This window comes from Streptomyces sp. NPDC014801, assembly GCF_043082085.1.
Lineage (GTDB): Bacteria > Actinomycetota > Actinomycetes > Streptomycetales > Streptomycetaceae > Streptomyces.
Genome location: NZ_JBIBXG010000015.1, coordinates 223,121 through 248,030, shown reverse-complemented (window position 1 = coordinate 248,030; position 24,910 = coordinate 223,121). Strand labels below are relative to the sequence as shown.

15 protein-coding genes and 1 riboswitch are annotated in these 24,910 nt (G+C 74.2%); of the genes, 7 read left to right on the top strand and 8 right to left on the bottom strand.

Annotated elements, in window-relative coordinates; translation table 11 throughout:
• Positions 1 to 323: 323 nt before the first annotated feature.
• Positions 324 to 878, bottom strand: a complete 555-nt coding sequence (locus ACF1AL_RS33660; protein ID WP_366842137.1) for a MarR family transcriptional regulator — start codon at positions 876 to 878, stop codon at positions 324 to 326.
• Between the two features lie 134 nt (positions 879 to 1,012).
• Here ACF1AL_RS33660 and ACF1AL_RS33655 point away from each other — a divergent pair, with 134 nt between their 5' ends.
• On the top strand, positions 1,013 to 2,272 hold the full coding sequence (locus ACF1AL_RS33655) for an MFS transporter (RefSeq protein ID WP_391828535.1): 1,260 nt from the start codon (positions 1,013 to 1,015) through the stop codon (positions 2,270 to 2,272).
• Between the two features lie 21 nt (positions 2,273 to 2,293).
• Here the strand turns inward: ACF1AL_RS33655 and ACF1AL_RS33650 are convergent, their stop codons facing one another.
• Together ACF1AL_RS33650 and ACF1AL_RS33645 are read right to left on the bottom strand one after the other, a co-directional pair.
• Positions 2,294 to 3,943 carry a SpoIIE family protein phosphatase gene (locus ACF1AL_RS33650; protein WP_391828523.1) on the bottom strand — a complete coding sequence of 550 codons (1,650 nt, stop codon included), beginning with the start codon at positions 3,941 to 3,943 and terminating at the stop codon, positions 2,294 to 2,296.
• 241 nt (positions 3,944 to 4,184) lie between these two features.
• Positions 4,185 to 5,564 (bottom strand): NAD(P)/FAD-dependent oxidoreductase, encoded by a 1,380-nt coding sequence (locus tag ACF1AL_RS33645; protein WP_391828521.1) that lies wholly within the window; start codon positions 5,562 to 5,564, stop codon positions 4,185 to 4,187.
• A gap of 384 nt (positions 5,565 to 5,948) precedes the next feature.
• On the opposite strand from ACF1AL_RS33645, the gene ACF1AL_RS33640 reads away from it, so the two are divergent.
• Both ACF1AL_RS33640 and ACF1AL_RS33635 read left to right on the top strand, forming a co-directional pair.
• Entirely contained in the window at positions 5,949 to 6,719 is a 771-nt protein-coding gene (locus ACF1AL_RS33640; protein ID WP_391702489.1) for a TetR/AcrR family transcriptional regulator, read from the top strand.
• Positions 6,720 to 6,944: 225 nt separating this feature from the next.
• On the top strand, positions 6,945 to 8,882 hold the full coding sequence (locus ACF1AL_RS33635) for a sigma-70 family RNA polymerase sigma factor (protein WP_391828519.1): 1,938 nt from the start codon (positions 6,945 to 6,947) through the stop codon (positions 8,880 to 8,882).
• Here the strand turns inward: ACF1AL_RS33635 and ACF1AL_RS33630 are convergent.
• Together ACF1AL_RS33630 and ACF1AL_RS33625 are read right to left on the bottom strand one after the other, a co-directional pair.
• Positions 8,869 to 12,168, bottom strand: a complete 3,300-nt coding sequence (locus tag ACF1AL_RS33630) for a BTAD domain-containing putative transcriptional regulator (RefSeq protein WP_391828517.1) — start codon at positions 12,166 to 12,168, stop codon at positions 8,869 to 8,871. The two genes, ACF1AL_RS33635 and ACF1AL_RS33630, sit on opposite strands and share 14 nt — an antisense overlap.
• Positions 12,169 to 12,821: 653 nt before the next feature.
• Positions 12,822 to 14,942, bottom strand: a complete 2,121-nt coding sequence (locus tag ACF1AL_RS33625) for an asparagine synthase-related protein (protein WP_391828515.1) — start codon at positions 14,940 to 14,942, stop codon at positions 12,822 to 12,824.
• 715 nt (positions 14,943 to 15,657) lie between these two features.
• On the opposite strand from ACF1AL_RS33625, the gene ACF1AL_RS33620 reads away from it, so the two are divergent.
• From ACF1AL_RS33620 to ACF1AL_RS33605, 4 genes are all read left to right on the top strand, one after another.
• Complete coding sequence (locus tag ACF1AL_RS33620) at positions 15,658 to 17,079, top strand: MFS transporter (protein ID WP_366840834.1); 1,422 nt, start codon at positions 15,658 to 15,660, stop codon at positions 17,077 to 17,079.
• Positions 17,080 to 17,156: 77 nt separating this feature from the next.
• The gene (gene lhgO, locus ACF1AL_RS33615) at positions 17,157 to 18,377 is read left to right on the top strand and encodes an L-2-hydroxyglutarate oxidase (RefSeq protein ID WP_391702478.1); all 1,221 of its coding nucleotides are present in this window, start codon (positions 17,157 to 17,159) and stop codon (positions 18,375 to 18,377) included.
• 135 nt (positions 18,378 to 18,512) lie between these two features.
• Positions 18,513 to 19,331 carry a tRNA (guanosine(46)-N7)-methyltransferase TrmB gene (gene trmB, locus ACF1AL_RS33610; RefSeq protein WP_384213435.1) on the top strand — a complete coding sequence of 273 codons (819 nt, stop codon included), beginning with the start codon at positions 18,513 to 18,515 and terminating at the stop codon, positions 19,329 to 19,331.
• Positions 19,332 to 19,381: 50 nt separating this feature from the next.
• On the top strand, positions 19,382 to 20,743 hold the full coding sequence (locus ACF1AL_RS33605; RefSeq protein ID WP_391828513.1) for a PrsW family intramembrane metalloprotease: 1,362 nt from the start codon (positions 19,382 to 19,384) through the stop codon (positions 20,741 to 20,743).
• A 100-nt stretch (positions 20,744 to 20,843) separates the two neighbouring features.
• On the opposite strand, the gene ACF1AL_RS33600 is transcribed toward ACF1AL_RS33605, so the two are convergent.
• The 3 genes from ACF1AL_RS33600 to ACF1AL_RS33590 form a co-directional block, all read right to left on the bottom strand.
• Positions 20,844 to 21,788, bottom strand: a complete 945-nt coding sequence (locus ACF1AL_RS33600) for an aldo/keto reductase (RefSeq protein WP_391828511.1) — start codon at positions 21,786 to 21,788, stop codon at positions 20,844 to 20,846.
• 227 nt (positions 21,789 to 22,015) lie between these two features.
• Positions 22,016 to 23,050 (bottom strand): M23 family metallopeptidase, encoded by a 1,035-nt coding sequence (locus ACF1AL_RS33595; protein WP_366840830.1) that lies wholly within the window; start codon positions 23,048 to 23,050, stop codon positions 22,016 to 22,018.
• Between the two features lie 11 nt (positions 23,051 to 23,061).
• A riboswitch (cyclic di-AMP (ydaO/yuaA leader) is annotated at positions 23,062 to 23,218 on the bottom strand.
• A 241-nt stretch (positions 23,219 to 23,459) separates the two neighbouring features.
• The gene (locus tag ACF1AL_RS33590) at positions 23,460 to 24,677 is read right to left on the bottom strand and encodes a PP2C family protein-serine/threonine phosphatase (protein WP_391828509.1); all 1,218 of its coding nucleotides are present in this window, start codon (positions 24,675 to 24,677) and stop codon (positions 23,460 to 23,462) included.
• Positions 24,678 to 24,910: the final 233 nt, after the last annotated feature.

Below are 24,910 nucleotides of genomic sequence, written 5' to 3'. Positions count from 1 at the left end.
TTCCCTTTCCGGCGGTTCTGACTCTATCAGATCCTTTCGGCGTCTGATCCCCAGTCAGCGGGGTTTGCCTTCCCGGCCGTTGGGCCGTTCCGACGTCTCAAACTTTAGCGGATCCTTCCGGCGTTTCCCAATCGGGCCGCCGAGCCCCTATTCGAATTGAATTCGGGCACGCCGAAATCAATCCCGAGGGAAGATCGTGCTGGTGGTTTGAGGTGCCGCTCGAGGCGGCGGAGGTGCCGTCGCAGAACCGTTACGGCCCCGCGGCAACCCGAAGAACTTTACGGATCGGGGAGGGGGCTGTCAAGCACCCCCTGTCAACCTCTTTAGTCGAGGTCGGTGAGGCGGCCGCCGGCGTCCGGCTGGGCATGCTCGACGCGGCGGAGCAGGCGGGTGAGCACCTCGCCGAGGACCGTGCGCTCGGCCGGCGTGAGGTCCTGGAGGAGGTCCTCCTCGAAGACGGTGGCGAGGCGCATGGCCTCCTGCCACTTCGCGCGGCCCTCGGGGGTCAGCTCGACGATGACGCGTACCCGGTTGGACTCGTCGCGCTCACGGGTGACGAGCCCTTCGGTGACCATGCGGTCGATGCGGTGGGTCATGGCGGCCGGGGTGAGGCCGAGTCGCTTGGCGAGCTCGCTGGGACCCATCCGGTAGGGGGCGCCGGACAGGACGAGGGCCTTGAGGACCTCCCACTCGGCGTTGCTGATGCCGAGCTCGGCGGTCTGGCGGCCGTAGGCGACGTTCATACGGCGGTTGAGCCGGGAGAGCGCCGAAACGATCTTCTCGACCTGGGGGTCGAGGTCCTGGAACTCGCGCTGGTACGCCGCGATCTGCTCTTCGATGGTCGGCTCGGCGCCGAGCGTGCCGGGGGTGTCGCCCATGGCGGCAGTATCGCACGCCCGGCCTTTGCGTTGAAGTCCTTCGCTGTGTACTCTTTAGCTTCGAAGTTTAGTTTCGAAGTCTTCACTCCTAACTAGTGAGAGAGGTGAACGTGACCAGGGAGAAGGGCGCAGCGATGCGCCGGATCCACGTGGGCAACGCACTCAGCGCGTTCGGGCTCGGCTTCACGGTCCCCTACCTGTACGTCTATGTGGCGCAGGTGCGGGGCCTTGGTGCCGTCACGGCGGGGATGGTTCTCGCCGTGTTCGCCGTGGCCGCGTTGATCGTGCTGCCGTTCGCCGGTCGGGCGATCGTGCGGCGCGGCCCCCTTCCGGTCCTGCTCGCCGCCCTGGTCACCGCCGCGCTGGGAGCGCTGAGCCTGGGCCTGGCGAGCACGTCGGCCGCCGTCCTGCTGGCGGCGGCCGCGCTGGGCGCGGGGCAGGCCGTGATGCAGCCGGCGCTGGCGACGATGATCGTCGACTGCTCCACGACGGAGACCCGGTCGCGCGCGTTCGCCATGCAGTTCTTCCTGCAGAACCTCGGGCTCGGCATCGGCGGTCTCATCGGCGGGCACCTGGTGGACACCTCGCACGTGTCGTCGTTCACCTTGCTGTTCGCGATCGAGGCCGCGGTGTTCCTGCTGCTGGTCGTGGTGATGGCGACGGTGCGGATCCCGCACGCGCCGAAGCTGGAGGACGCGCCGGCCTCGGCGAAGGGCAGCTGGAAGCAGCTGCTGGGCAACCGGGCCATGGTGCAGCTGTGCGTGCTGGGCTTCGTGCTGTTCTTCGCCTGCTACGGCCAGTTCGAGTCGGGTCTGAGCGCGTACGGCGTCGAGGCGGCCGGGATATCGACCTCGGCGCTGGGGACGGCGCTGGCCGCGAACACCGCGATGATCGTGGTGGCGCAGTTCGCCGTGCTGAAGTTCGTCGAGCGGCGCCGGCGCTCGCGGGTGATCGCCGCCGTGGGTCTGATCTGGGCGGTGGCGTGGCTCGCCGCCGGGTACGCGGGCCTGGGGCACGGCAGCGCGGAGATGGCCACGGCCGCCTTCGTCTCGACGTACGCGCTGTTCGGGCTGGGTGAGGCGATGCTGTCGCCGACGGTGGCGCCGCTGGTCGCCGATCTGGCGCCGAGCGGGCTCGCCGGGCAGTACAACTCCGCGTTCGCCCTGGTGAAGCAGCTCGCACTGGCCGTCGGTCCGGCGGTGGGCGGCCCGATGGGAGCCGCGCTGCACGCGCCGTACATCGTGACGTTCCTGCTGTTCTCGCTGGCGATCAGTGTGCTGGCGATACGGCTGGGGCGCCGGCTGACCGAGGCGCAGGACCAGCCGTGGCGGGCCCGGAGCCGGGTCGTCCAGCGCGGTGGCGCGCCCGCGGACGCGATACCCGCGGACGCGTGACGCGCCCCGGGTTCCGGTAGGTCAGCCCTTCGGCAGGGCGAACTCGCACCACACGGCCTTGCCTCCGCCGGGGGTGCGTCTGCACCCCCAGTTGGAGGCGATGGTCGCGACGATGGAGATGCCCCGGCCGGATTCGTCGGCGGGTTCGGCGCGGCGCCGCCGGGGCAGGTGGTCGTCGCCGTCGGTGACCTCGATGATCAGCCGGCGGTCGGTGCGGCGCAGGCGCAGCCGCATGGGCGGCAGGCCGTGCTGGAGGGAGTTGGCGACGAGTTCGCTGGCGGCCAGGACGCCGAGGTCGTGCAGTTCGGTGGGGAAGCGCCAGCTGGTGAGGACGCCGGAGGCGAAGGCGCGGGCGCGGGGGGCGGCCTCGATGCCGCCGAGGAGTTCGAGGGCGGCGTTGCGGAAGAGTTCGCCCGCGGGGCCGGTGCGGGCGGGGTGCTGGAGGACGAGGACGGCGACGTCGTCGGCGTGGTCGGCGGTGACGCCGGCGGAGCGCACGAGGCGGTCGCAGACGACCTGGGGGCTGCCCGTGGCGCCGGCCAGGGCGCGTTCCAGGGCGGCGATGCCCTCGTCGAGGTCCTCGTCGCGGCGTTCGACCAGGCCGTCGGTGTAGAGGACGGCGGTGGAGCCGGGGGTGAGCGGGATGGAGCCGGAGGCGTGCATCCAGCCGCCGGTGCCGAGCGGCGGGCCGGTGGGTTCGTCGGCGCGGTGCACGATGCCGTTCTCGTCGCGCACCAGGATCGGCAGGTGGCCGGCGGAGGCGTACATCAGCCGGCCCTCGTTGGGGTCGTGGACGGCGTAGACGCAGGTGGCGATCTGGTTGGCGTCGATCTCGGTGGCGAGGCCGTCGAGGAGCTGGAGCACCTCGTGCGGGGGCAGGTCGAGGCGGGCGTAGGCGCGGACCGCGGTGCGCAGCTGGCCCATGACGGCGGCGGCGCGGACGCCGCGGCCCATGACGTCGCCGATGACGAGGGCGGTACGGCCGCCGCCGAGGGTGATCACGTCGTACCAGTCGCCGCCGACGGCGGCCTCGGTGCCGCCGGGGTGGTAGGTGGCGGCGATGCGCAGGTCGTCGGGTTCCTCGAGTTCCTGCGGGAGCAGGGAGCGCTGGAGGGTGACGGCGGTCTCGCGCTGGCGGCGTTCGCTGGCCCGCAGGCGTTCGGCGGCCTCGGCGTGGTCGGTGACGTCGGTGGCGAAGACCAGGACGCCGGAGGTGCCGCCTTCGGTGACGGGGGTGCAGGTGAAGGTGTAGCTGCGGCCGTCGGGGCCCTTGCGGGACTTCAGGGTGCGGGGCCGGCCGCTGCGCAGGACCTGGTCGAGGAGCGGGAGCAGGCCGAGTTCCTTCAGCTCGGGCAGGGCGTCGGCGGCGGGGGTGCCGACGGGGCGGGGGCCGAAGGCGGCCGTGTAGGCGTCGTTGACGTGGGCGAGGCGATGGTCGGGGCCGTGCACGAGGGCGACCAGGGCGGGGACGCGGTCGAGGACCGCGCGCACGGGCAGCTCGTCGACGGCGGGGACGCCGAGGGTGGCCGTGGTGCCGTCGGCGGGCTGCTCGGCGCGGGCTGCGGGGACGGAGCCGTCGGTCAGCCGGTCGGTGGTGGTCGTGGCGTCGGTCCGCGCGGCGGCGCGGCGCTGCGTTCCGGGGAGCCGGGCGCTCCAGCGCGTGAAGTTCACGAATCCTTGCCTCGTGTAGTCGTCGTCGGCCGGCTCCGGGGCCCGGCCTGGGCTCCGGGGGCCGGGCGGCGGTGGCCGCACATTGTTGCAGCACCCGGGACATGCAGCACTTGGGGACAGCCTCGCTTGAGTTCGCGGACGGGTGGCGGCCCGCCCGGGCTCGGTGATCAGTCTGGCAGGGTGGCCGTCCGGGCCGACATCCGTCAGACGCCTCGGTGGCCGGTGGAGTTCCTGGGTCCGGCTAGTTGGACCCCTTCGGGTCGTTCTTCGGATGGTCGGATGGCTTTCCACCGGCGGCCAGTTCGAACTCCGCGCGGGGATGTTCGAGGGATCCGAGGGAGACGATCTCCCGTTTGAACAGTCCCGACAGCGTCCATTCGGCCAGCACGCGCGCCTTGCGGTTGAAGGTGGGCACGCGGCTGAGGTGATAGGCGCGGTGCATGAACCACGCGGGGTAGCCCTTGAGCTTGCGTCCGTAGACGTGGGCGACGCCCTTGTGGAAGCCGAGGGAGGCGACGGAGCCGACGTACTTGTGGGCGTACGTCTGGAGGGGTTCGCCGCGCAGGGAGCGGACGATGTTGTCGGCGAGGACGGCGGCCTGGCGCACGGCGTGCTGGGCGTTGGGCGCGGTCTCGGCGCCGGCGTCCTTGGCGGTGACGTCGGGGACGGCGGCCGCGTCGCCGGCGCTCCACGCGTGCGTGACGCCCTCGACGGTCAGCTCGGCGGTGCACTTGAGCCGGCCGCGCGGGGTCAGCGGCAGGTCGGTGGCGGCGAGCACCGGGTGGGGTTTGACGCCGGCCGTCCACACGACGGTGCGGGTGGGGAAGCGGGCGCCGTCGCTGAGGCGGGCGACGCGGTCCACGCAGGACTCCAGGCGGGTGTTCAGGCGGACGTCGATGTTGCGGCGGCGCAGCTCGGTGACGGCGTAGCGGCCCATCTCGGGGCCGACCTCGGGCAGGATGCGGTCGGAGGCCTCGACGAGGATCCACTTCATGTCCTCGGCGCGGACGTTGTGGTAGTAGCGCGCGGCGTAGCGGGCCATGTCCTCCAGTTCGCCGAGGGCCTCCACGCCGGCGAAGCCGCCGCCGACGAAGACGTAGGTGAGGGCGGCGTCGCGGATCGCCGGGTCGCGGGTGGAGGAGGCGATGTCCATCTGTTCCAGGACGTGGTTGCGCAGGCCGATGGCCTCTTCGACGGTCTTGAAGCCGATGCCGTGCTCGGCGAGGCCGGGGACGGGCAGGGTGCGCGAGACGGAGCCGGGGGCGAGGACGAGCTCGTCGTACTCCAGGTGCTCGGGCGGTGTGCCTTTTTCCTCGGTGGCCAGGGTGGCGACGGTGGCGGTGCGCGCGGCGTGGTCGACGGCGGTGACCTCGCCGATGACGACGCGGCAGTCGGGCAGGAAGCGGCGCAGCGGTACGACGACGTGGCGCGGGGAGATCGCGCCTGCGGCGGCCTCGGGGAGGAACGGCTGATAGGTCATGTACGGGTCGGGGGTGACGATCGTGATCTCGACCGCGCCCTGCCGCAGTTCCGCTCTGAGCTGCTTCTGCAGGCGCAGGGCCGTGTACATCCCGACGTAGCCGCCGCCGACAACGAGAATGCGCGCACGTTCCTTCACCATCCCATGACGCACCCGGCGCCTGCGTTTGTCCACAGCCCCGGCGATTTGTGTGACCGGGAGCCGGGGATGCCCGGGCTTGGCCGAAACGTCGGAGTCCGCGGCAGGTGCGCAGGTCAGAAGGTGTGCGCCGGGGTACGCCGGGGGGTGTTTTCGGGACGTATGCGGCCCGTACTCCGATCGGGGGGCGCAGTGTGCGGAACCTGCCCCTTCTGAATTGACTCCCTCTCAACTATGTTCGTGTCACGACGGGGTGTCTGGGGGAGGCGCTCATCGGGCCCGCGAGGTTGCAACGGCCGGGCCCGGGCACGCGAGGCTTAATCCGCGCGCCCCGGCGCGTTCTTAGGGGAGTCTCCGGGGGGAGACGTCATTACCGGGGGATCATTCATGCACATTCAGGACTCTCAATGGTCGTCCGCATCCGCTCTCGCCGCCGGCGGGGCGATGGGGGCGGCGGGCAACGGGCGCGGGGACGCGGCGCGGAGCACGCCTCTGCGGGTGGACGCCCAGCGCAATCTGGAGCATGTGCTGCGGGCGGCGCGCGAGGTCTTCGGCGAGCTGGGGTACGGCGCGCCGATGGAGGACGTGGCGCGGCGGGCGCGGGTCGGCGTGGGCACCGTCTACCGGCGTTTTCCCAGCAAGGACGTACTGGTGCGGCGGATCGCCGCGGAGGAGACGGCCCGGCTGACCGAGCAGGCGCGCGCGGCGCTCGGGCAGGAGGACGAGCCGTGGTCGGCGCTGTCGCGCTTCCTGCGCACCTCGGTCGCCTCGGGTGCCGGGCGGCTGCTGCCGCCGCAGGTGCTGCGGGTCGGCGTCGCCGAGGAGCGGGCGGTTCCGGCGGCGGCGGTGGGTGCCGGCGCGGTGTTCGACGAGGCGCGGGTGCCGCAGCAGCGGTCCCAGCCGGGCGCCGGTGAGCTGCGGCTGGTGCCGGAGCAGCAGGTGGAGGACGACGGGGCGGCGGCGCTGCTGGAGGTCGTGGGCCGGCTCGTGGAGCGGGCGCGCGCGGCGGGCGAGCTGCGGCCGGACGTGTCGGTGTCCGACGTGCTGCTGGTGATCGCGACGGCGGCGCCGTCGCTGCCGGACGCGGCCCAGCAGGCGGCGGCCTCCGCCCGGCTGCTGGACATCCTGCTGGAGGGGCTGCGCTCGCGCCCCGCGTAGGCGGTCGCGGAGGGGCGCGGCGGCACACGGTCGCGCCCCTGCGCTCAACCTCCGCGTCAAGCACGTCCGTTGAGCCTTCCCCGAACGAGTGACGTTCAGTACCGCCGGGTGCCAAGTCCCCTCGGACGAGTGGTTGCGGCCGACCGTGCGGCCGTGCCCACACCGCGTGTGGCACTCTGAGCCGGTGTTCGGGACGGGTTCGGCAGGCGGCGGGGGCTTTCCGCGATGAGCGTTGACGGGCGGGACGAGTCGCTCGACGAGGGGGACGCACAGGCCGCGGTCCCGAACCCACCCCAGGTGCCCGCCCAGGGCGGACGGGCGGCCGCATCCCGGGAAGCGCCCACCGGGCCGGCCGAGGGCGGCGTCCCGGGGCAGCGCGAGTGGCGCGAGGACAGCGTGCTGCCACCGCCGCGCCCGCGGCCCCCGTCCGACGCCGACCTGATCGCACGGATGCGCGCGGGCGACGACTCCGCCTACGAGGAGCTGTACCGCCGGCACGCCGACGCCGTACGCCGCTACGCGCGCACCTGCTGCCGTGACGCCCACACCGCCGACGACCTGACCGCCGAGGTCTTCGCCCGCGTCCTGCAGGCCGTGCGCGGCGGCTCCGGCCCCGAGTACGCGGTGCGCGCCTATCTGCTCACCTCCGTGCGCCGTGTCGCCGCCCAGTGGATCAAGTCGGCCAAGCGGGAACAGCTCGTCGACGACTTCGCCGTCTTCGCCCAGCAGGCCTCCCGCACGGCCGAGCTCTCCGACGACACCGGCTCCCTGGGCTCCTTCGGGGCGGGCCTCGAACTCGGCGCCGATGTGCGCGCCATGCACGAGGCCGAGCAGTCGATGGCCATGCAGGCGTTCCGTTCGCTGCCGGAGCGCTGGCAGGCCGTGCTGTGGCACACCGAGGTCGAGGACGAGTCGCCGAGCCAGGTCGCCGTCCTGTTCGGCCTGGACGCCAACGGCACGCGCGTACTCGCCAGCCGCGCCCGTGAGGGCCTCAAGCAGGCCTACCTCCAGGCGCACGTCTCCACCGCCCTGGCCGACGACGAGGAATGCGCCCGCTACGCCGACCAGCTCGGCGGGTACGCCCGCGGCAAACTGCGCACCCGCGCCGAACGCGGCCTGCGCAAGCACCTGGAGGAGTGCGCCAAGTGCCGGCTGGCCGCCCTCCAGATCGAGGAGGTCGCCGGCGGCATCCCGGCCGTCGTGCCGGTCGCCGTCATCGGCTGGTTCGGTGCCGCCGGGTACGCCAAGGCGCTCGGGCTCGTCGCCGGCGGTGCCGGAGCGGGCGCGGCGGGCGCCGCGGGTGCGGCCGCCGCGGCGAGCGGCTCCTCCTCCGGCTCCGCGGGCGGCGCGGCCGCCTCGGAGGGCCTGGGCGCGCCGGTGAAGGCCGGTATCGCCGCCGGTGTGGTCGCGGTCGCCGCCGCCGCGGTGGCGCTCGCCCTCGTCGGCCACGACAGCCCCGTCCGCAAGCCCGAGGCGGCGCCCCCGGTGTCCGCCCCGGTCGTACGGCCGCAGCCGCCCACCCCGGCCCCGCCGCCCCCGCCCGAACCGGCCCCGGAGCCGGTGGTCGCGAAGCCGTCGCCCACCCCGACACCGACGCCCCCGCCGACCCCCACTCCCACCCCGAGCCCCACCCCGAAGCCCAAGCCCAAGCCCAAGCCCAAGCCGGCACCGACGCCCACGCTCACGCCCACGCCGAGCCCGACACCGCCCCCGCCGCCCCCTCCGGCCCCGACGGTCTACGAGTGGAACGAGCTGTCCTACGACGTCGCCGGTGACGGCACCACGCCCGAGATGCGGCTCGGCGAGAGCAGTTGGGTGTGGCAGCGCCACGGCCTGTCGATCGGCGGCAAGCAGTACGCGCGCGGGGTGAGCGTGCACGGCGACTCCTCCGTCACCATCGACCTGAACCGCTCCTGCACCGCCTACGACGCCTTCGCCGGCGTCGACGACATGACCCTCAAGCTGGGCAAGGTGTACTTCTCCGTCTACGCCGACGGGGAGCTGCTGTGGCGGTCCGGCCGGGTCAAGGGCGGCGACGACGCCGTACCCGTGCATGTGGACCTCACCGGCCGCAGGACGGTGCGGCTGGTGGTCGAGCCGCACAGCCACTTCGACAACCTGGCGGTCGCGGACTGGGCCGATTCGAGGTTCACCTGCGCGTAGCGCGAGCCCGCCCCGTGTGCTCGGCGACGGCGGCGTCCAGCTCGGCGAGGGCGCCGGCGACGGTGAGGGCAGCGCCGCGCGCCCGCTCGGCGGCGTAGGTACCGTCGGGCAGGCCCGCGCGGGCCGCGGACTCGACGCGGTCGGCCGTGGAGCGCTCCGGCTGCGGGCGCGGCCGGCCGTCGCGCCAGTGGTCGGCGGCGGCCAGCAGCCGCAGCGCCCCCGGCAGGTCGCCCAGCCGCTCCAGCAGGTCGGCGGCCATGTCGGTCAGGGAAGAGGTGACCACCTCCGAGCAGTGCGTCGCCACGGCATCCCGCAGCGCCTCCGCGACCAGCGGCAGGCCCTGGGCCGGGCCGGACTCGGCCGCCGTGATCAGAGCCCCGACCGCCCGCAGCACGGCCAGGAACTGCGGCGGCGGGGTGCCGTTGCCGATCTCCGTGCCGGCCGCCTCCCACAGGCGCCGCGCCCCGACGACATCACCGTCGTCCAAGGCGAGCTGGGACCGCAGCAGCAGGACGAACGCCCGCGAGTCCACGACCGCGTGGCGCTCCGCGGCCGCGCTCGCCTCGTCCAGTGCGCGCAGGGTGGCCGCCCGGTCGCCGGAGCGGTAGGCGATCTCGGCCAGCCGCGCCAGCAGGAACGGCGACTCGGCGAGCGCCCCGACCTCGCGCGCGAGGCGCAGCGCCTCCTCGTACTCCGCCCGGGCCTCGGCGAAGCGCCCTCGCGCCATGTCGGCCTCGCCGACCGCGCTGCACACCTGGGCGCGCATCCAGCGGTCACCGGCGCGCCGGCTGAGCACCCGCAGCTCGGCGAGGTCCGCGTCCACCCCGTGCAGGCCGCCGGAGGAGTCGACGACCGTGTGGGCGCGGAACATCAGGGCGACGCCTAGCTCCCAGTCGCCGCCGTGGGCACGGCAGTTGGCGACCGCCGTGTCCAGGGCGGGCCGTACGTCCCCCCGGCCGTCGAGGTGGAACAGGGTGATCGGCCAGACCAGCCCCGGCAGCCGGGCCGCCCGCGGGCCGCCTGCCTCGAACTCCGCCCGCACGCGCGCGAGGTAGCGCTCGAACCGCTCGTCCTGCAGCATCTCCCGCCCCGCGACGGCCTCCACGGTGAGGAACAGATGCAGCATCCGCACATCCATCCGCAGGGCGTGCAGCGGATGCCCCGTCTCGCCGTCCGGTGCGGCGAGAAAGGCACCCATGACGTCCGCGCCCTCGACCGCGGCACGCATCGCCGCCGCGTCACGAGGACCCTCCCCCAGGGCGTCGAGACCGACGCCGAGGCGCAGGACGCGGTCCACCCAGGCCGAGCCTTCCTGGCGATAGTTGCGCAGCCACCAGAACCAGCCCATGCCGAGGACGAGCGCGCCGGCCTCCGCCTCGTCGCCCTCGGCGAGGGCGCGGTCCAGGGCGGCCCGGATGTTGTCCAGTTCGCTCTCCAGGCGGCCGATCCACCGCAGCTGGTCGGCCGAGCGCAGCCGGGGGTCGGCCTCCTCCACCAGCGCGCGCACCCACGCGCGGTGGCGCCGCTCCGCGCCGGCGCGCAGGTCGGGGGTCTCCGCGGCGCGCTCGGCGGCGTACTCGTGGATGGTCTCCAGCATGCGGTAGCGCATGCCGGAGGAACCCTCCCGCTCGTCCGGGGTCGCGACGACGAGGGACTTGTCGACGAGGGCCCCGATCAGTTCGGCGGCCGGCCCGGAACAGACCGCCTCGGCCGCCGCGAGGTCCCAGCCGCCCACGAACACGGACACCTCGCGCAGCACCGTGCGCTCCTGCTCGTCGAGCAGGTCCCAGGACCAGTCGACGACCGCGCGCAGGGTCTGCTGGCGGGGCAGGACCGTGCGGCTGCCGGAGGTCAGCAGCCGGAAGCGGTCGTCGAGCCGGTCGGCGATCTGCCGGGGGGTCAGCAGGCGCAGCCGGGCGGCCGCCAGCTCGATGGCGAGCGGCAGCCCGTCCAGGCGCCGGCAGATCTCCGCGACGGCCGCCGTGTCCCCGAGGGCGTCACCGGCGCCGGGAGCGACGGCGGCGGCGCGCTCGGTGAACAGGCGGTGCGCCTGGTCGGGGAGCAGCGGCTCGACCGGGCGCACCGACTCGCCGGGCACGCCCAGGGGTTCACGGCTGGTGGCGAGGATCCTGAGCCCCGGGCAGCGGGTCAGGAGCGTCTCGGCGAGGTCGGCGGCCGCGCCGATGACGTGTTCGCAGTTGTCAAGGATCAGCAGCTCGCTGCGCGCGGCGCAGTGCTCCACGAGCAGGGCGACCGGGTCGTCCTGCCGGGGCGCCGGCTCGTTGGTCATCAGCACGGTCTCGCGCAGACCGAGGGCGCTGACCACCGCGTCCGGCACCGCCTCCGGCCGGTCGAGCGGCGCCAGCTCGACCAGCCACGCCTGCGGGAGGCCGGCGGCGGCCTCCTCGGCGAGGCGGGTCTTCCCGGAGCCGCCTGGTCCGGTGAGCGTGACCAGACGGGCCCTGTGCAGATCGGAACGGATGGCGGCGAGCTCGGGTTCCCGCCCGACGAAACTCGTCAGACGGGGCCGGAGATTGCCGGCGGGCCGGGCCGGCGACGGAGACGGCGTCACCGGATTCAGCAACTCCGCGTGCAACGCCCGCAGTTGCCCGCCCGGGTCGGCGCCCAGGCCCTCGGCCAGGGTGCGGCGGGCCGTCTCGTACGCGGCGAGGGCGTCGGCCGTGCGGCCCGTGTCACGCAGGGCACGGATCAGCAGGGCGTGCAGCGGCTCGTCGTACGGGTGCGCCGCCGTCAGCTCCTCCAGCTCCGGTACGGCCTCGGCGGCGCGGCCGAGCAGCAGCATGGCCTCGGCCCGGGCCCGGGTCGCCTCCCGGCGCAGGGCCTCGGGGCGGGCGGCGGCGGTGCGGTCGGGGAGGTCGGCGAGGGCGGGGCCGCGCCACAGGGCGAGGGCCGTGTCGAGCGCGTGTGCCGCGGTGGCGGCGTCGCCGTTCTCCAACGCGTGCGTGCCGTCGCCGACGAGCCGCTCGAAGACGAACAGGTCGACGTCCTCCTCGGCGGCGGTGAGGAGGTAACCGCCGGGGGCCGATGCGACGGCGTTCTTCCCCAGGGTGCGGCGCAGCCGGCCGACGAGGGCCTGGAGGGCGGCGGGGGCGTCCTGCGGTGGGTCGTCCGCCCAGACCTCGTCGATGAGGGTGGTGGGGGAGGTGACGCGGGAGGGGCGCAGGGCGAGCGCGGTCAGCAGGGCGCGCAGGCGGGGCCCGCCGGGGGGCTCCGGCCGGCCGTGTCCGTCGTCCACCTGGGCAACGCCGAGAATCCTGTACCGCACGCTGCCATTCTGTCGGCCCACAGCCACCCCGGTCCGCCCGAAAGCGGGGTACGGCGCCCGGCCCGGACAAATCACCCCACGTCCCGGTGTCCGCCGTGGGGTGCGCTGCCGTGGGGCACATGGCACCCGGCGTCACAGTGACCGCCGTGGGGTGCGGTGCCCTGGGGCGCGCGGCACCCGGCGTCACGGTGACCGCCGTAGGGTGCGCGGCCCGGCGCTACGGGGTGCCGCTGCGCCCACCCGTGCCGCCCCTAGCGGCACGCATGCCCGCAGCTGCGGCGGGATAGCCGCCCGCGGCGGGGAGGGGACGTGGTGGGGGGTGTCCGCCCGCAGCGGACGGCATTGCCTTTCGGTGCCGTCTTGAAGAAACGTAGGGCCGTACCGAGGACGGACACCCCCCACCACGGCCCCGACCCACCCACCGGCAGAAGGCACTACCGCAACCGGCCACCGGACAGGAACGGGCCGCCGCAGGCATTCAGGGGCGCGGGGAACTGCGCGACCAGCCACCCACAAACCCGCACCCGGCGACGAAACCGCACCCACCCGCACAGCCGCCGCAGGCACCCCGCGGGGAACTGCGCGACAAGCCACGACGGACCCGCACCCGGCAACACACCGCACCCGGCAACGCTCAGCACCGCACAAGCGCCTCACGCCCCGATCCCCCGCACCGGCGCAACCTCCGCCCGAGGTCGTACGATCCCCCCCGGCACCGCCCGCGCCCGCGCCGGCGTCCCCGTCCAGCACGTCCCCCGCCGCGACAGCAACCGCCGCAGCCACAGCTCGAGCGAGACGAGGTCGGCGAGCCCGTCCAACGGCAGCGGCTCCCCCGCGGCGGCCTCGCGCAGCGCCTTGCGGACGACGCGGCCCTCCACCAGCCCCGCCTCCGCCAGCAGCGGCGTCTCGAAGAGCGCCAGCAGCGGATCCGCCGCCACCCGCAGCCCCGCCCGCGCCGCCGCGGCCGTCGGCGCGTGGGAGGGCGCGCCCCAGCCCTCCGGCAGCTCGCCGACCCCCGCGCCCCGCAACACGGTCCGCAGGATGTCCGCGCGCGCCCCCGGCCGCACCCGCAGCGTCTCGGGAAGCGCCCGGCACGCGCGGACCACCTGGTTGTCGAGGAACGGCGCGTGCAGCCGCTGGCTGCGGATCTCCGCCGCCTGCTCCAGCACCCGCAGGTCCGCCGCGTGCCGCGCCAGCGCCGCACGCGCGCGGTAGTCGCCGGGCCGCTGCCCCGGCCCCACCCCGGACCGGTGCGTGGCCCCCTGCAGGCGAACCGATACTTCAGCCAGCGCCTCACCGGTCAGCCACCGCGCCGCGGGGCCGGGTCTCGCCCAGGTGAGCGCCGCAAGTGACGCCCCGACGGCCCCCACGGCCCCCGCGGGCTCGTCGAGGCGGCGCTCCAACAGCCGCTCGGCCAGCGCCTCCAGCCCGGTGCGGTAGGGCGTGCGGGCCAGGCGCCGCGCGGCGGCGTACACGCGCGCGGGCACCAGCACGGATCCGTCGGCCTTGGCGAGCGCCGCCACCGGCCGCACCAGGTGACGCCGCTTGCGGTCCATCAGCAGGTCGGCGAGGCGCGCCGGATGGGCGTCCAGCACCTGCCGGGCGCCGTACCCGACGAAGTGGTCAGCGCTGCCCGCGGCGAGCCGGGCGCGGTGCCGGGCGGCGGTCACCAGGGAGGGCCCCGGCTCGTCGGTGAGCGGCCCGTCCAGGACGGCGTAGGGCAGGACGTCCTCCCCGCCCGTCACCACGACGTGGTGCAGGCGCGGATTGGCGGCGAGCGCACCGGCTCGTTCGCGTTCTGCCTCGCGCCCCGGGACGGCCAGGTCGTTGAAGGTGACCGCGAGCAGCCGTTCCCCGGCGCCCGTCCCGTGTCCGAGCAGTGTGCCGGGCCTGCCGGGCAGTCCGGCGGCGAGCAGGGCGAGGGTGCCGGAGGCGGGTCCGCCGGAGAGGTCGGCGCCGATGCCGGGGACGGGCATGCCGCGGGCGGCGCGGCGTTCGGCGGGCCCCATGCCGGGCACGGGCCCGGGGTCGAGGTCGGGGACGTGCCGCGGCGCGGCCATACGCGCGCGTACCGCTTCGATGAGCGCGTCGCGCACGCCGTCGACCGCGCGCTCGGGGTCGGCCGGGGGCGCGGCGACCGCGAGGGAGGCGACGGGCTCGTACCCGGCGATCTCGCGGGCCCCGGCGCGCAGGATCAGCGCGTGGCCGGGCGGGACGCGGTGCACGCCCGCGTACGGCGTCGAGTCGTGCAGCGCGGCGGGCACGTCCGGGGCGGCCAGCAGGGCGGCGAGGTGGCCGAAGTCGAGGTTGGCCTCGATGAGGTCGGCGAGCGGCAGCGCGGCGGTGGCGAAGGCGGTGCCGCCCGCCCAGGGGGTGTGGAACACCGGGCGGGCGCCGGCGAGGTCGCCGCAGACGGTGACGCGGCGGCCGACCTTGACGACGGCGGTGTAGCTGCCGGGCCAGGCGGTCAGGTGGCGCAGGGCGCCGCCGCGCGCGGCGAGCAGTCCGACGCGCAGCTGTTCGTCGCTGGCGCCGCACAGGCCGAGGACGGCGATGCGGGTCTGGTCGTCGGCCTTGACGACGCGCACCTCGTCGGGGCGCCAGTCGCCGACGGCCCACAGGGGGTCGGGATCGCCCCAGAGCAGCTGGGAGCCGACCGGGTGCACGGTCTCGCCGTCGTACCCCGTCGCACCGGCCCCGTACCCGGTGGCACCGGCGGAGCCGGACACGGCGGCTCCCGCGGCGGTGCTGCTCCATCCCACCAACCACCGCATCGACGCCTCCACAGGCTGTGGACAACCAGTGCACCGTACGAACGGTTCACCATGCTGCCACGAAGGACACGCCGCAGAGGGGCGACGGACCCGCTTGTGCTCCCCGGAGTGCGCCCCCGCCGACCCGGTTCACGCCCCCGCGAGCCACGTCCCGTCGCCACCGAACTCCCGCGCGCGGCACGGCATCGACGGCGCGAATGCGCCCCCTGTGCGCTCCCACGCAATACCGTGTGCGCCCTCAACTGCCGTGGTGAGAGCGGAAATCAAACGAGAGAGGCAGGGTCGTTTTTCGGCCAAATCGCCATGCAGGCCCGGCCGTTGGATCACTGCCGTGCACGCTCCGTGCAGGCTCTGCGCACAGCCACGGGCGCGCGCAGTCCGGGAGGCTTGTGACACCTCCCGGACCGTTCCGCCGCCCGCGGGGATGAAGGCGGCGGTGTCCCCCAGCCCACTGGATCCAGTACAGCGGGCCGACCCACGCACCGCCCATGGAACCGCTCCCGAGGTGGCTGGAGTAGAGCGCACGCACAGGCGCACGGCCACACGTCGGGAGCACGCCGCGACACAGCGTGCACGGCCCCGTACTCCCGTGCGGGCCACAATCCCGCCAACCGGAACAAAGCCCCTTAACGCTTGGAATCCGAGGAACTACGCTGGGTTTACGAATGCCGCGTGGTTATGCCAGTGCGGCAGCCGTCTGTGTCGAGGGGTGGCCATGTCCAGGGAGCAACGCGGGCCGAACGAAAAGCTCGGCGCCGTTCTCGCCCTCGCGGGAATCAGCAACGCAGGACTCGCCCGGCGCGTCAACGATCTTGGCGCCCAGCGCGGGTTGACTCTTCGCTACGACAAGACCTCGGTGGCGCGCTGGGTGTCGAAGGGCATGGTGCCGCAGGGTGCCGCGCCGCACCTGATCGCGGCCGCGATCGGCCAGAAGCTGGGCCGGCCGGTGCCGCTGCACGAGATCGGCCTGGCGGACGCGGACCCCGCGCCCGAGGTGGGCCTGGCCTTCCCGCGCGACGTCGGACAGGCGGTGAAGTCGGCCACGGAGCTGTACCGCCTCGACCTCGCCGGCCGCCGGGCCGGCTCCGGCGGCATCTGGCAGTCGCTGGCCGGATCGTTCGCCGTGAGCGCCTACGCGACCCCCGCATCCCGGTGGCTGATAACCCCGGCCGACAGCTCGGTGGCGCGCGAGGCGAACCCGGCGGAGAGCGCGGGCGCACCGATCAAAGTCGGCCACAGCGATGTGCAGAAGCTGCGGGAGGCCGCCGAGGACGCCCGGCGGTGGGACTCCAAGTACGGCGGGGGCGACTGGCGTTCGTCGATGGTGCCGGAGTGCTTAAGGGTCGAGGCGGCACCGCTGCTGCTCGGCTCCTACTCCGACGAGGTGGGCCGCGCCCTGTTCGGCGCGACCGCCGAACTCACCCGGCTCGCCGGATGGATGGCCTTCGACACCGGCCAGCAGGAGGCCGCACAGCGCTACTACATCCAGGCGCTGCGCCTCGCGCGCGCGGCGGCCGACGTCCCCCTCGGGGGCTACGTCCTGGCCTCCATGTCCCTGCAGGCGACCTACCGGGGCTTCGGCGACGAGGGCGTCGACCTCGCGCAGGCCGCCCTGGAACGCAACCGCGGGCTCGCCACGGCCCGCACCATGAGCTTCTTCCGCCTCGTCGAGGCACGCGCGCACGCACGCGCCGGGGACGCGCAGGCCGCCGGCGCGGCGCTCAAGGCCGCCGAGAGCTGGCTGGAGCGTGCCCGGCCCGGCGACAACGACCCGTCCTGGCTCGGCTTCTACTCCTACGACCGGTTCGCCGCCGACGCCGCCGAGTGCTACCGCGACCTGAAGGCGCCGCGCCAGGTGCGCCGCTTCACCGAGCAGGCGCTGTCGCAGCCGACGGAGGAGTTCGTGCGCTCGCACGGGCTGCGGCTGGTGGTCGCGGCGGTCGCCGAGCTGGAGTCCGGCAACCTCGACGCGGCCTGCGAGCAGGGCGTGCGGGCGGTGGAGGTCGCGGGCCGGATCTCGTCCGCGCGCACCACGGAGTACGTCAAGGACCTGCTGCACCGGCTGGAGCCGTACGGGGACGAGCCGCGCGTGGTCGAGCTGCGCGAGCGGGCGCGGCCGCTGCTGACGACGGCCTGACCCCGGCAAGGCGGACCGGCGGGCCCCGCCGCGTTTGAAGGCGTTGTCAGTGGCGCAGTGCACTATCGAAGCGGGAGGTGGTGCAGGTGCGGCAGGGGGTCGCGTACGACTGCGACGTGCTGGTGGTCGGCGGAGGGATCGTCGGGCTGTCCACCGCGTACGCGATCACGCGTGCCGCGCCGGGGACGCGCGTGACGGTGCTGGAGAAGGAGCCGGGCCCGGCCCGGCACCAGACGGGGCGCAACAGCGGCGTCATCCACAGCGGGATCTACTACAAGCCGGGCTCGCTCAAGGCGCGGTTCGCGGTGCGGGGCGCCGCGGAGATGGTGAAGTTCTGCGCCGAGTACGGCATCGAGCACGCCGTCACCGGCAAGCTGATCGTCGCCACCGACCGCGCCGAGCTGCCCCGGCTGCACGCGCTCGTGCAGCGCGGCCGGGAGAACGGCATTCCGGTGCGGGAGCTGGGCGCGGCGCAGATCGCGGAGTACGAGCCGGAGGTGCGCGGCCTCGCGGCGATCCACGTCGGCACGACCGGGATCTGCGACTACGTCGGCGTCGCCCGGCAGCTCGCCGAGTCCTCCGGCGCGGAGATCCGCTACGGCGCGCGGGTCGTCCAGGTCGACCGGCGGCCGTCGCTCGGGGTCGCCGTGCGCACGGAGGGCGGCGAGGTCGTCCGCGCGCGGGTCCTGGTGAACTGCGCCGGGCTGTACTGCGACGAGCTGGCCCGGCTGACCGGGGACGAGCCCGAGGTGCGGATCGTGCCGTTCCGGGGCGAGTACTACGAGCTGGCGCGGCCGGAGCTGGTGCGGGGGCTGGTGTATCCGGTGCCCGATCCGGCGTTCCCCTTCCTCGGGGTGCATCTGACGCGGGGCATCGACGGCGGGGTCCACGTCGGGCCCAACGCGGTGCCGGCGCTCGCCCGGGAGGGGTACGGGTGGGGCGTCGTCCGGCCGCGGGAGCTGGCGGGGACGCTGGCGTGGCCCGGGTCCTGGCAGATAGCCCGCCGCCACTGGCGCTACGGCGCCGGGGAGCTGCGGCGGTCGGTGTCCAAGGGGGCGTTCGTGGACGCGGTGCGGCGGTTGCTGCCGGCCGTGGAGGAGCGTGACCTGGTGCGGGCGGAGCCGGGGGTGCGGGCGCAGGCGGTGCTGCGGGACGGGACGCTGGTGGACGACTTCCTGATCCGGGAGGGGGCGCGGGCGGTGCATGTGCTGAACGCGCCGTCGCCTGCGGCTACCGCTTCGCTGCCGATCGGGCGGGAGGTGGCCCGCAGGGCGCTGACCGCACTCGGCTCGGTGTGACGTCCGGGCCGTGCGGTACGTGGCGCCCGGCGCCGGGGGTGAACGCCGTGGGGTGCGATCAGCCACCCACCCACCCGCGCAGGCGCCGCACGGTGGACGCACCGGGGGTGGGCCGGTCCGTACAATCGGTTCACTGTGTCTGACTCTCTCCACCGCCCCGAAGATTCCCGCCACGCCCCCGGTGTGTCCGTTCGGCATACCCGGGCCAAGGGGGAGCCGCGGTTCCCGGACGGGCCGAAGGCCGACCCCGCCGGTTCGCACTTCGAGCGGCGGATCCGCAGTTTCCAGCCGCGCCGCAGCCGGGTGACCGCCGGGCAGGCGGACGCCCTGCAGCGGCTGTGGCCCAAGTGGGGCCTGGACATCGACGGGCAGACCACGATCGACCTCGCCGAACTGTTCGGCAACGACAACCCCGTCGTCCTGGAGATCGGCTTCGGGATGGGCGAGGCCACCGCGCAGATGGCCGCCGCCGACCCGGGGACCAACGTCCTCGCCGTGGACGTGCACACCCCCGGCCAGGGCAACCTGCTCAATCTCGCCGACCGCAACGGCCTGTCCAACGTCCGCGTCGGCAACGGCGACGCGATCATCCTGCTGCGCGAGATGCTCACCCCGGACGCCCTCGACGGCCTGCGCGTCTACTTCCCCGACCCGTGGCCCAAGAAGCGGCACCACAAGCGCCGGCTGATCCAGCCCGAGTTCCTCACGCTCGCCGCGACCCGCCTCAAGCCCGGGGCGGTCCTGCACTGCGCCACGGACTGGGAGCCGTACGCCGAGCAGATGCTCGAGGTGCTCACCGCGCACCCCGACTTCGAGAACACGCAGCCGGACGGCGGTTTCGCCCCGCGCCCCGATTTCCGGCCGCTCACCCGGTTCGAGGGCCAGGGCCTGGACAAGGGCCACGTCGTGCACGACCTGCTCTTCCGTCGGCGGAACCACCAAGATCCGCACTGACGCGGACGTCAACGTCGCGGGCGGCGCCGTCCCTCGTTAGGGTCAATGCCGTGGCCATGCCTCCCCCGTACCCGACGTACCCGAGCGGACCCGCCGACGGTGCGCTCCACCATCCGCACTGGTGGCAGCGCAGAGGGGTGCGGTACGGCGCGCTCATCACGCTGCTCGCCGTGTCCGGGCTGGTGATCCTCGCGCTGGTGCGCGAGCAGACCGGCACCGAGGGCTTCCTCGTGGGGCTCGGCCTCGCCGTGTTCCCCGTGCCCCTGCTGATCGCCGCCTTCCGCTGGCTGGACCGGGTGGAGCCCGGCCCCTGGCGGAACCTGGTGTTCGCGTTCGCCTGGGGCGCCTGCGCGGCGGCGCTGATAGCCATCGTCGCCAACAGCTTCGCGACGAAGTGGATAGCGACGACGACCGCCGACCCGTCCGGCGCGGACACCCTCGGCGCGACCGTGATAGCGCCGATCGTCGAGGAGTCCGCGAAGGCGGCAGCCGTCCTGCTCGTCTTCCTCTTCCGCAGACGCCACTTCACCGGGATCGTCGACGGCGTGGTGATAGCCGGGATCACCGCCACCGGCTTCGCGTTCACCGAGAACATCCTCTATCTCGGCACCGCCTTCGGCACCGACCAGCTCACCGGCGGCCGGGGCATCGCCTCCGTCACCGCGGCGACCTTCTTCGTCCGCGTGATCATGTCGCCGTTCGCGCACCCGCTGTTCACCACGATGACCGGCCTCGGCTTCGGCATCGCCGCGCTCTCGGGCGAGCGGCAGCGGCTGCGCCGGGCCCTGCTGCCGGTGGGCGGGCTGCTGCTGGCGATGTGCCTGCACGCCCTGTGGAACGGGTCCGCGTCCTTCGGCCCGTTCGGCTTCTTCGCGGTGTACGGCGCGTTCATGATGCCCGCGTTCGGGCTGCTGACGTGGCTGGTGATCTGGACCCGGCAGCGCGAGCTGCGCACGATCCGCGAGGAGCTGCCCGCCTACGTCCCCGCGGGCTGGCTCGCGCCCGCCGAGCCGTTCGCGCTGGGTTCGATGCGGGCGCGCCGCATGGCCCGCGAGTACGCCGCCCACCACCTGGGCAAGCCGGCCGCCAAGGAGGTCGGGCGCTACGAGGCGTACGCGACGACGCTGGCCTTCCTGCGCCACCGGGGCCGCCGTGGCCGCGCCGGCGCCGACTTCGGCGTACGGGAGAGCGAGCTGCTGAACGAGCTGTGGCGCCTGAGGGAGGTGGCGCGCCCGGCCCTGGAGTACGCGGCCCGCGCGGCGGCGCCCCCGGTGCCGGTGATGCTGCCGTGGCCCGCGCACCCCTGGCCGGCCCACGCCCCGGCGCCCCAGCCGTACGCCACGCGTCCGGCGCACCCGGCCGCCGCCTACCCCGCCCCGGCCTACCCGGCGTACAACCCCTACCGGTCGTAAGGGACCGGGCCGGGGCCACGCGCCGGGAGAAGGCGGGAAGGGGGCGACGGGAGGAGACGGGGGAACACCCGTCGGCCGGACACCCGTCAGCCGGGTCCCGTCAGGCCGACGCCTCCGTCAGCCGGGTCACCTCGGCCTCCGTCAGCTTCAGGTCCGCCACGCCCAGCAGCGCCGGGAGCTGGTCGACCGTGCGGGCGGAGGCGATGGGCGCGGCGACGGTCGGCCGGGCCGCGAGCCAGGCGAGGGCGACGGTGGCGACCGGGGCGTCGTGGGCCGCGGCGATCTCGTCGAGGGCGGCGAGGACCCGGCGGCCGCGCTCCGAGTCCAGGTACCGCGCGGCGCCGCCGGCGCGCGGGCTGTCCACGGTCGTGCCCGGCCGGTACTTGCCGGTGAGGAAGCCGGAGGCCAGCGCGTAGTAGGGGACGGCGGCGAGGCCGGCGCGGTCGGCGACGTCCTGCAGCTCGCCCTCGTAGGTGTCGCGGGAGACGAGGTTGTAGTGCGGCTGGAGCGCCACGTACCGGGCGAGGCCCTCGCGGTCGGAGAACTCCAGGGAGGCGCGCAGGCGCTCGGCGGAGATGTTGGAGGCGGCGATGTGGCGGACCTTGCCGGCCTGCACCAGCTCGTCCAGCGCGCCGATGATCTCCTCGACCGGGACCTCGGGCTGGTCGTAGTGGGTGTAGTAGAGGTCGATGCGGTCGGTGCCGAGGCGGCGCAGGGAGGCGTCGGCGGCGGCCTTGATGTTCGCGGCGCTCAGGCCCCGGTACTCGGGGTGCTGGCTGACCTTGGTGGCGATGACGACGTCGTCGCGGTTGCCGCGGGCCTTGACCCACTTGCCGATGATCGTCTCGGACTCCCCGCCCTGGTTGCCGTCGACCCAGGCGGAGTAGGCATCGGCGGTGTCGACGAAGTTGCCGCCGGCGGCGGTGTAGGCGTCGAGGACGGCGAACGAGGTCGCCTCGTCCGCGGTCCAGCCGAAGACGTTGCCGCCGAGGGCGAGCGGGAAGACCTCGAGGTCGGACGAACCGAGCTTGCGAAGAGCAGTCATGCCCCGTTTCAACGCACCGGCGTGAACGACCCATTCCGCACGCGAACCAACAGCATGTAAAACACGAACGCCCGGCGACGCCCGACCGGCAGCCCTGACGTCGGGGGGGTGTCGTCAGGACCGCCGGGGACCGGGAACCGGGCGAGGGCCAGGCGGGCGGAACCGGGCGAGGCGTCAGGGCGTGAGGGACCGGGCGAGGCGTCAGGCGGGAGGAACCGGGCGAGGGGTCAGGGCGTGAGGCCCTTGTCCCGCAGCCACGCCATCGGGTCGATGCCGGAGGCCTGCCCGTCGGGGTGGACCTCCAGGTGCAGGTGCGGGCCGGTCACGTTGCCGGTGGCGCCGACCCGGCCGATGACGTCGCCGGTGGCGACCTTCTGCCCGGCGCTGACGCTGATCGACGACTGGTGGCAGAACCACAGCTCGGTGCCGTCGTCGAGGGTGAGGATCGTGCGGTAGCCGTAGGAGCCGGCCCAGCCCGCCTCGGTGATCGTGCCACTGTGGACGGCCTTGATCAGCGTGCCGGTGGGGGCGGCGAAGTCGAGGCCCGTGTGGTAGCCGGAGGACCACATGGAGCCGGCCTGGCCGAAGGTGGAGGTGATCGTGTACGAGGAGGTCGGCAGCGTGTACTGCTTGGCCAGCTCGGCGAGGCGCTCGGCCTCGGCCTTCTTCTTGGCCTCCTCCTCCGCCTTCTCCTTCGCGGCGGCGGCCTTGGCGGCGGCCTCCTTCTCGGCCTTCGCGGCGGCCTCTGCGGCCTGCCGGGCGACGGCGGCCTCGGCGGCGGCCTGCGCCTTGACGTCGACCTGGACCTGCTGCGACTCGGCCTGCGCCATGATGCGGTTGCGCAGCGCCTCGCCGGCGTCGGTGGTGCCCTGCGCGCCGGCGTCGGAGCCGGCGGCGATGTCGCTGAGCGGGGTGGCCGAGCCCTGCGGCCGGTCGTCCTCGTGGTCGGAGATCAGCGAGCCGACGGAGGGCAGGTCGGGCATGGAGATGGACACCGGCGGCTTGCCGGTGTTCGCGCTGGCCATGCCGCCCGCGCCGACGGCGGCGATGACGCCGACGCCGAGGACGGTGGAGCTGCGGGCGAGTCCGCCGCGCTGCTTGGCGACGCGGTGCCGGCCGCGGACGGGACGGACGGAGTCCTCGGTGGGATTCCACTCCTCCCACGGGCCCTCGTCGGTGCGGTGGCCGCCGTAGACCAGGGTCTCGGGGCCGTGCTGGCTGGGCACGAACGGGGCTGTCGGGGCAGGCCGGTTGGACGCCACGCGGGCGTACTCCTTTCCTTCCGTCTCGCCTACCGGGTTAGCTGACGGGTTCGGAGCAGGAAGGTCTCCTACGCGCGTATACCGCTCGTCGTCGGACGGCGGCTTCCGCGTGATTCACCCCAAGGTGGTGGTTCCCCGGTTCCCTACGGGATTCGGCGCGTGAGCACGGAGCCGTCTCTTGTGACGGCTGGGACGACCGCGCTGCGTTATCGAACGTTAATAGACCCGGTGGTCGGATTCCAAGCCGTTCGGCTTGATCATTAACTTTTCCGGCCGGCACTTACACGCCACGACCGGTGCAAACCGGGCGACTTGACCGCCCCTCAGTCGTCAGGTTCAAAACCTGGTTTCGGTGATGGTGCGTCAATTGTTATCGGAGGGGGTTCGCCCGCTCACCCAGGGTGACCCGTCAGGGGCGGCGTACGGCGAGCAGCGCCATGTCGTCCGTCATGCCGCCGCCGGAGTGCCGGCGCACATCGTCGGCGACGGCCTGCAGCAGGGCACCGGGCTCGTCGACGACCCGGCCCGCCAGGCGCGCCTCGACGTCGTAGAACCGGCCGTGGCGGTCACGGCTCTCGGAGAGGCCGTCGGTGTACAGCAGCAGGGTGGCGCCGCCCGGGAAGCCGGTCTCGTCGGCCCGGTCGGAGCCGGGGCCGAGCTCGCCCATGCCGAGCGGCAGCGCGGGTTCGGCGGGCGGCAGCGTGCGCAGGGTGCCGTCCGCGTGCAGCAGGACCGGCGGAGGGTGGCCGCGGTTGAGGATGCGGACGACGCCGTCGCCGTGCGGGAGTTCGGCGAGGACGGCGGTGGTGAACCCCTCGAAGGCGTCCAGTCCCGCGCGCCGGGCGCCCTCGCGGGACAGCGCCCGCTCCAGCCGCAGGGCGACGTCCTCCAGAGTGGCCTCCTGCTCGGCGGCCTCCCGGAACGCCCCGATGACCACGGCGACGGCGGCCACCGCGCCCATGCCCTTGCCGCGCACGTCCCCGACGATCAGCCGGACGCCGTGCGGGCTGTCCTGCACGGCGTACAGGTCGCCGCCGATGAAGGCGTCGGCGCGGGCGGCCTCGTAGCAGGCGGCGATCTGGAAACCGCCGATCCGCTCGGCGGGTTCGGGTAGGACGGCCCGCTGGGCGGCCTCGGCGACCTCGCGGGCGGAGGCGAGCTGCTCGCTGCTGCGGCGCGCGAGCGCGTTGATGAGCACGGCCAGGGCGGCGACGGTGGCGACGGTGGCCAGTTCGGTGACGGCGTCGGTGTGCCACACGATGCCGAGCGTGAGGTGCAGCGCGAACACGACGAGCACGGCCGCGAGCCCGGTGACCACGGTGCCGCGCCGGCTGTAGAGCGGGGCGGCGACCAGGGGCGCGGCGGTGAAGAAGGGGGCCGCGGTGAACTCCGACGGGGTGCAGTAGTCGTACACGCCGCCGACGACGATCAGGAGCACCGGCAGCACCTGCGCGAAGGCCCGCACGAACGACACCCGCCGTCCCGCGTCGGGCCGCGGTTCCGGACCGTTTGCCGGCCCGGGCTCCGGCAGGGGGTCCAGGACGACGGGAGTGTCACCGGCGGGTGTGCAGGGCCCACCTCCGGTCCGGGAGTACGGCCCGTCCTCCGTCGCGTCTGCAGGCCGCACCGCTCGTCTCCCACCGTCCTTGTCCGCCGTCGTTCCGCCTGTCAGGTTTCCCGGTGCGGGCGCGCACGGCGAGCGGTGAGGGCCGACCGGATGACACCGGCGACGGTGGCCGCAGCCGGGGAGGAAGGTAAGGACGGCGCACGGAGCCGGAGGAAGGGAAAGACGGCGCCCGGAGCCGTGGAAGACCAAAAAAGGCGGCGGCCGGGGGTGGACGAGAAAAAACCGAGGGCCGG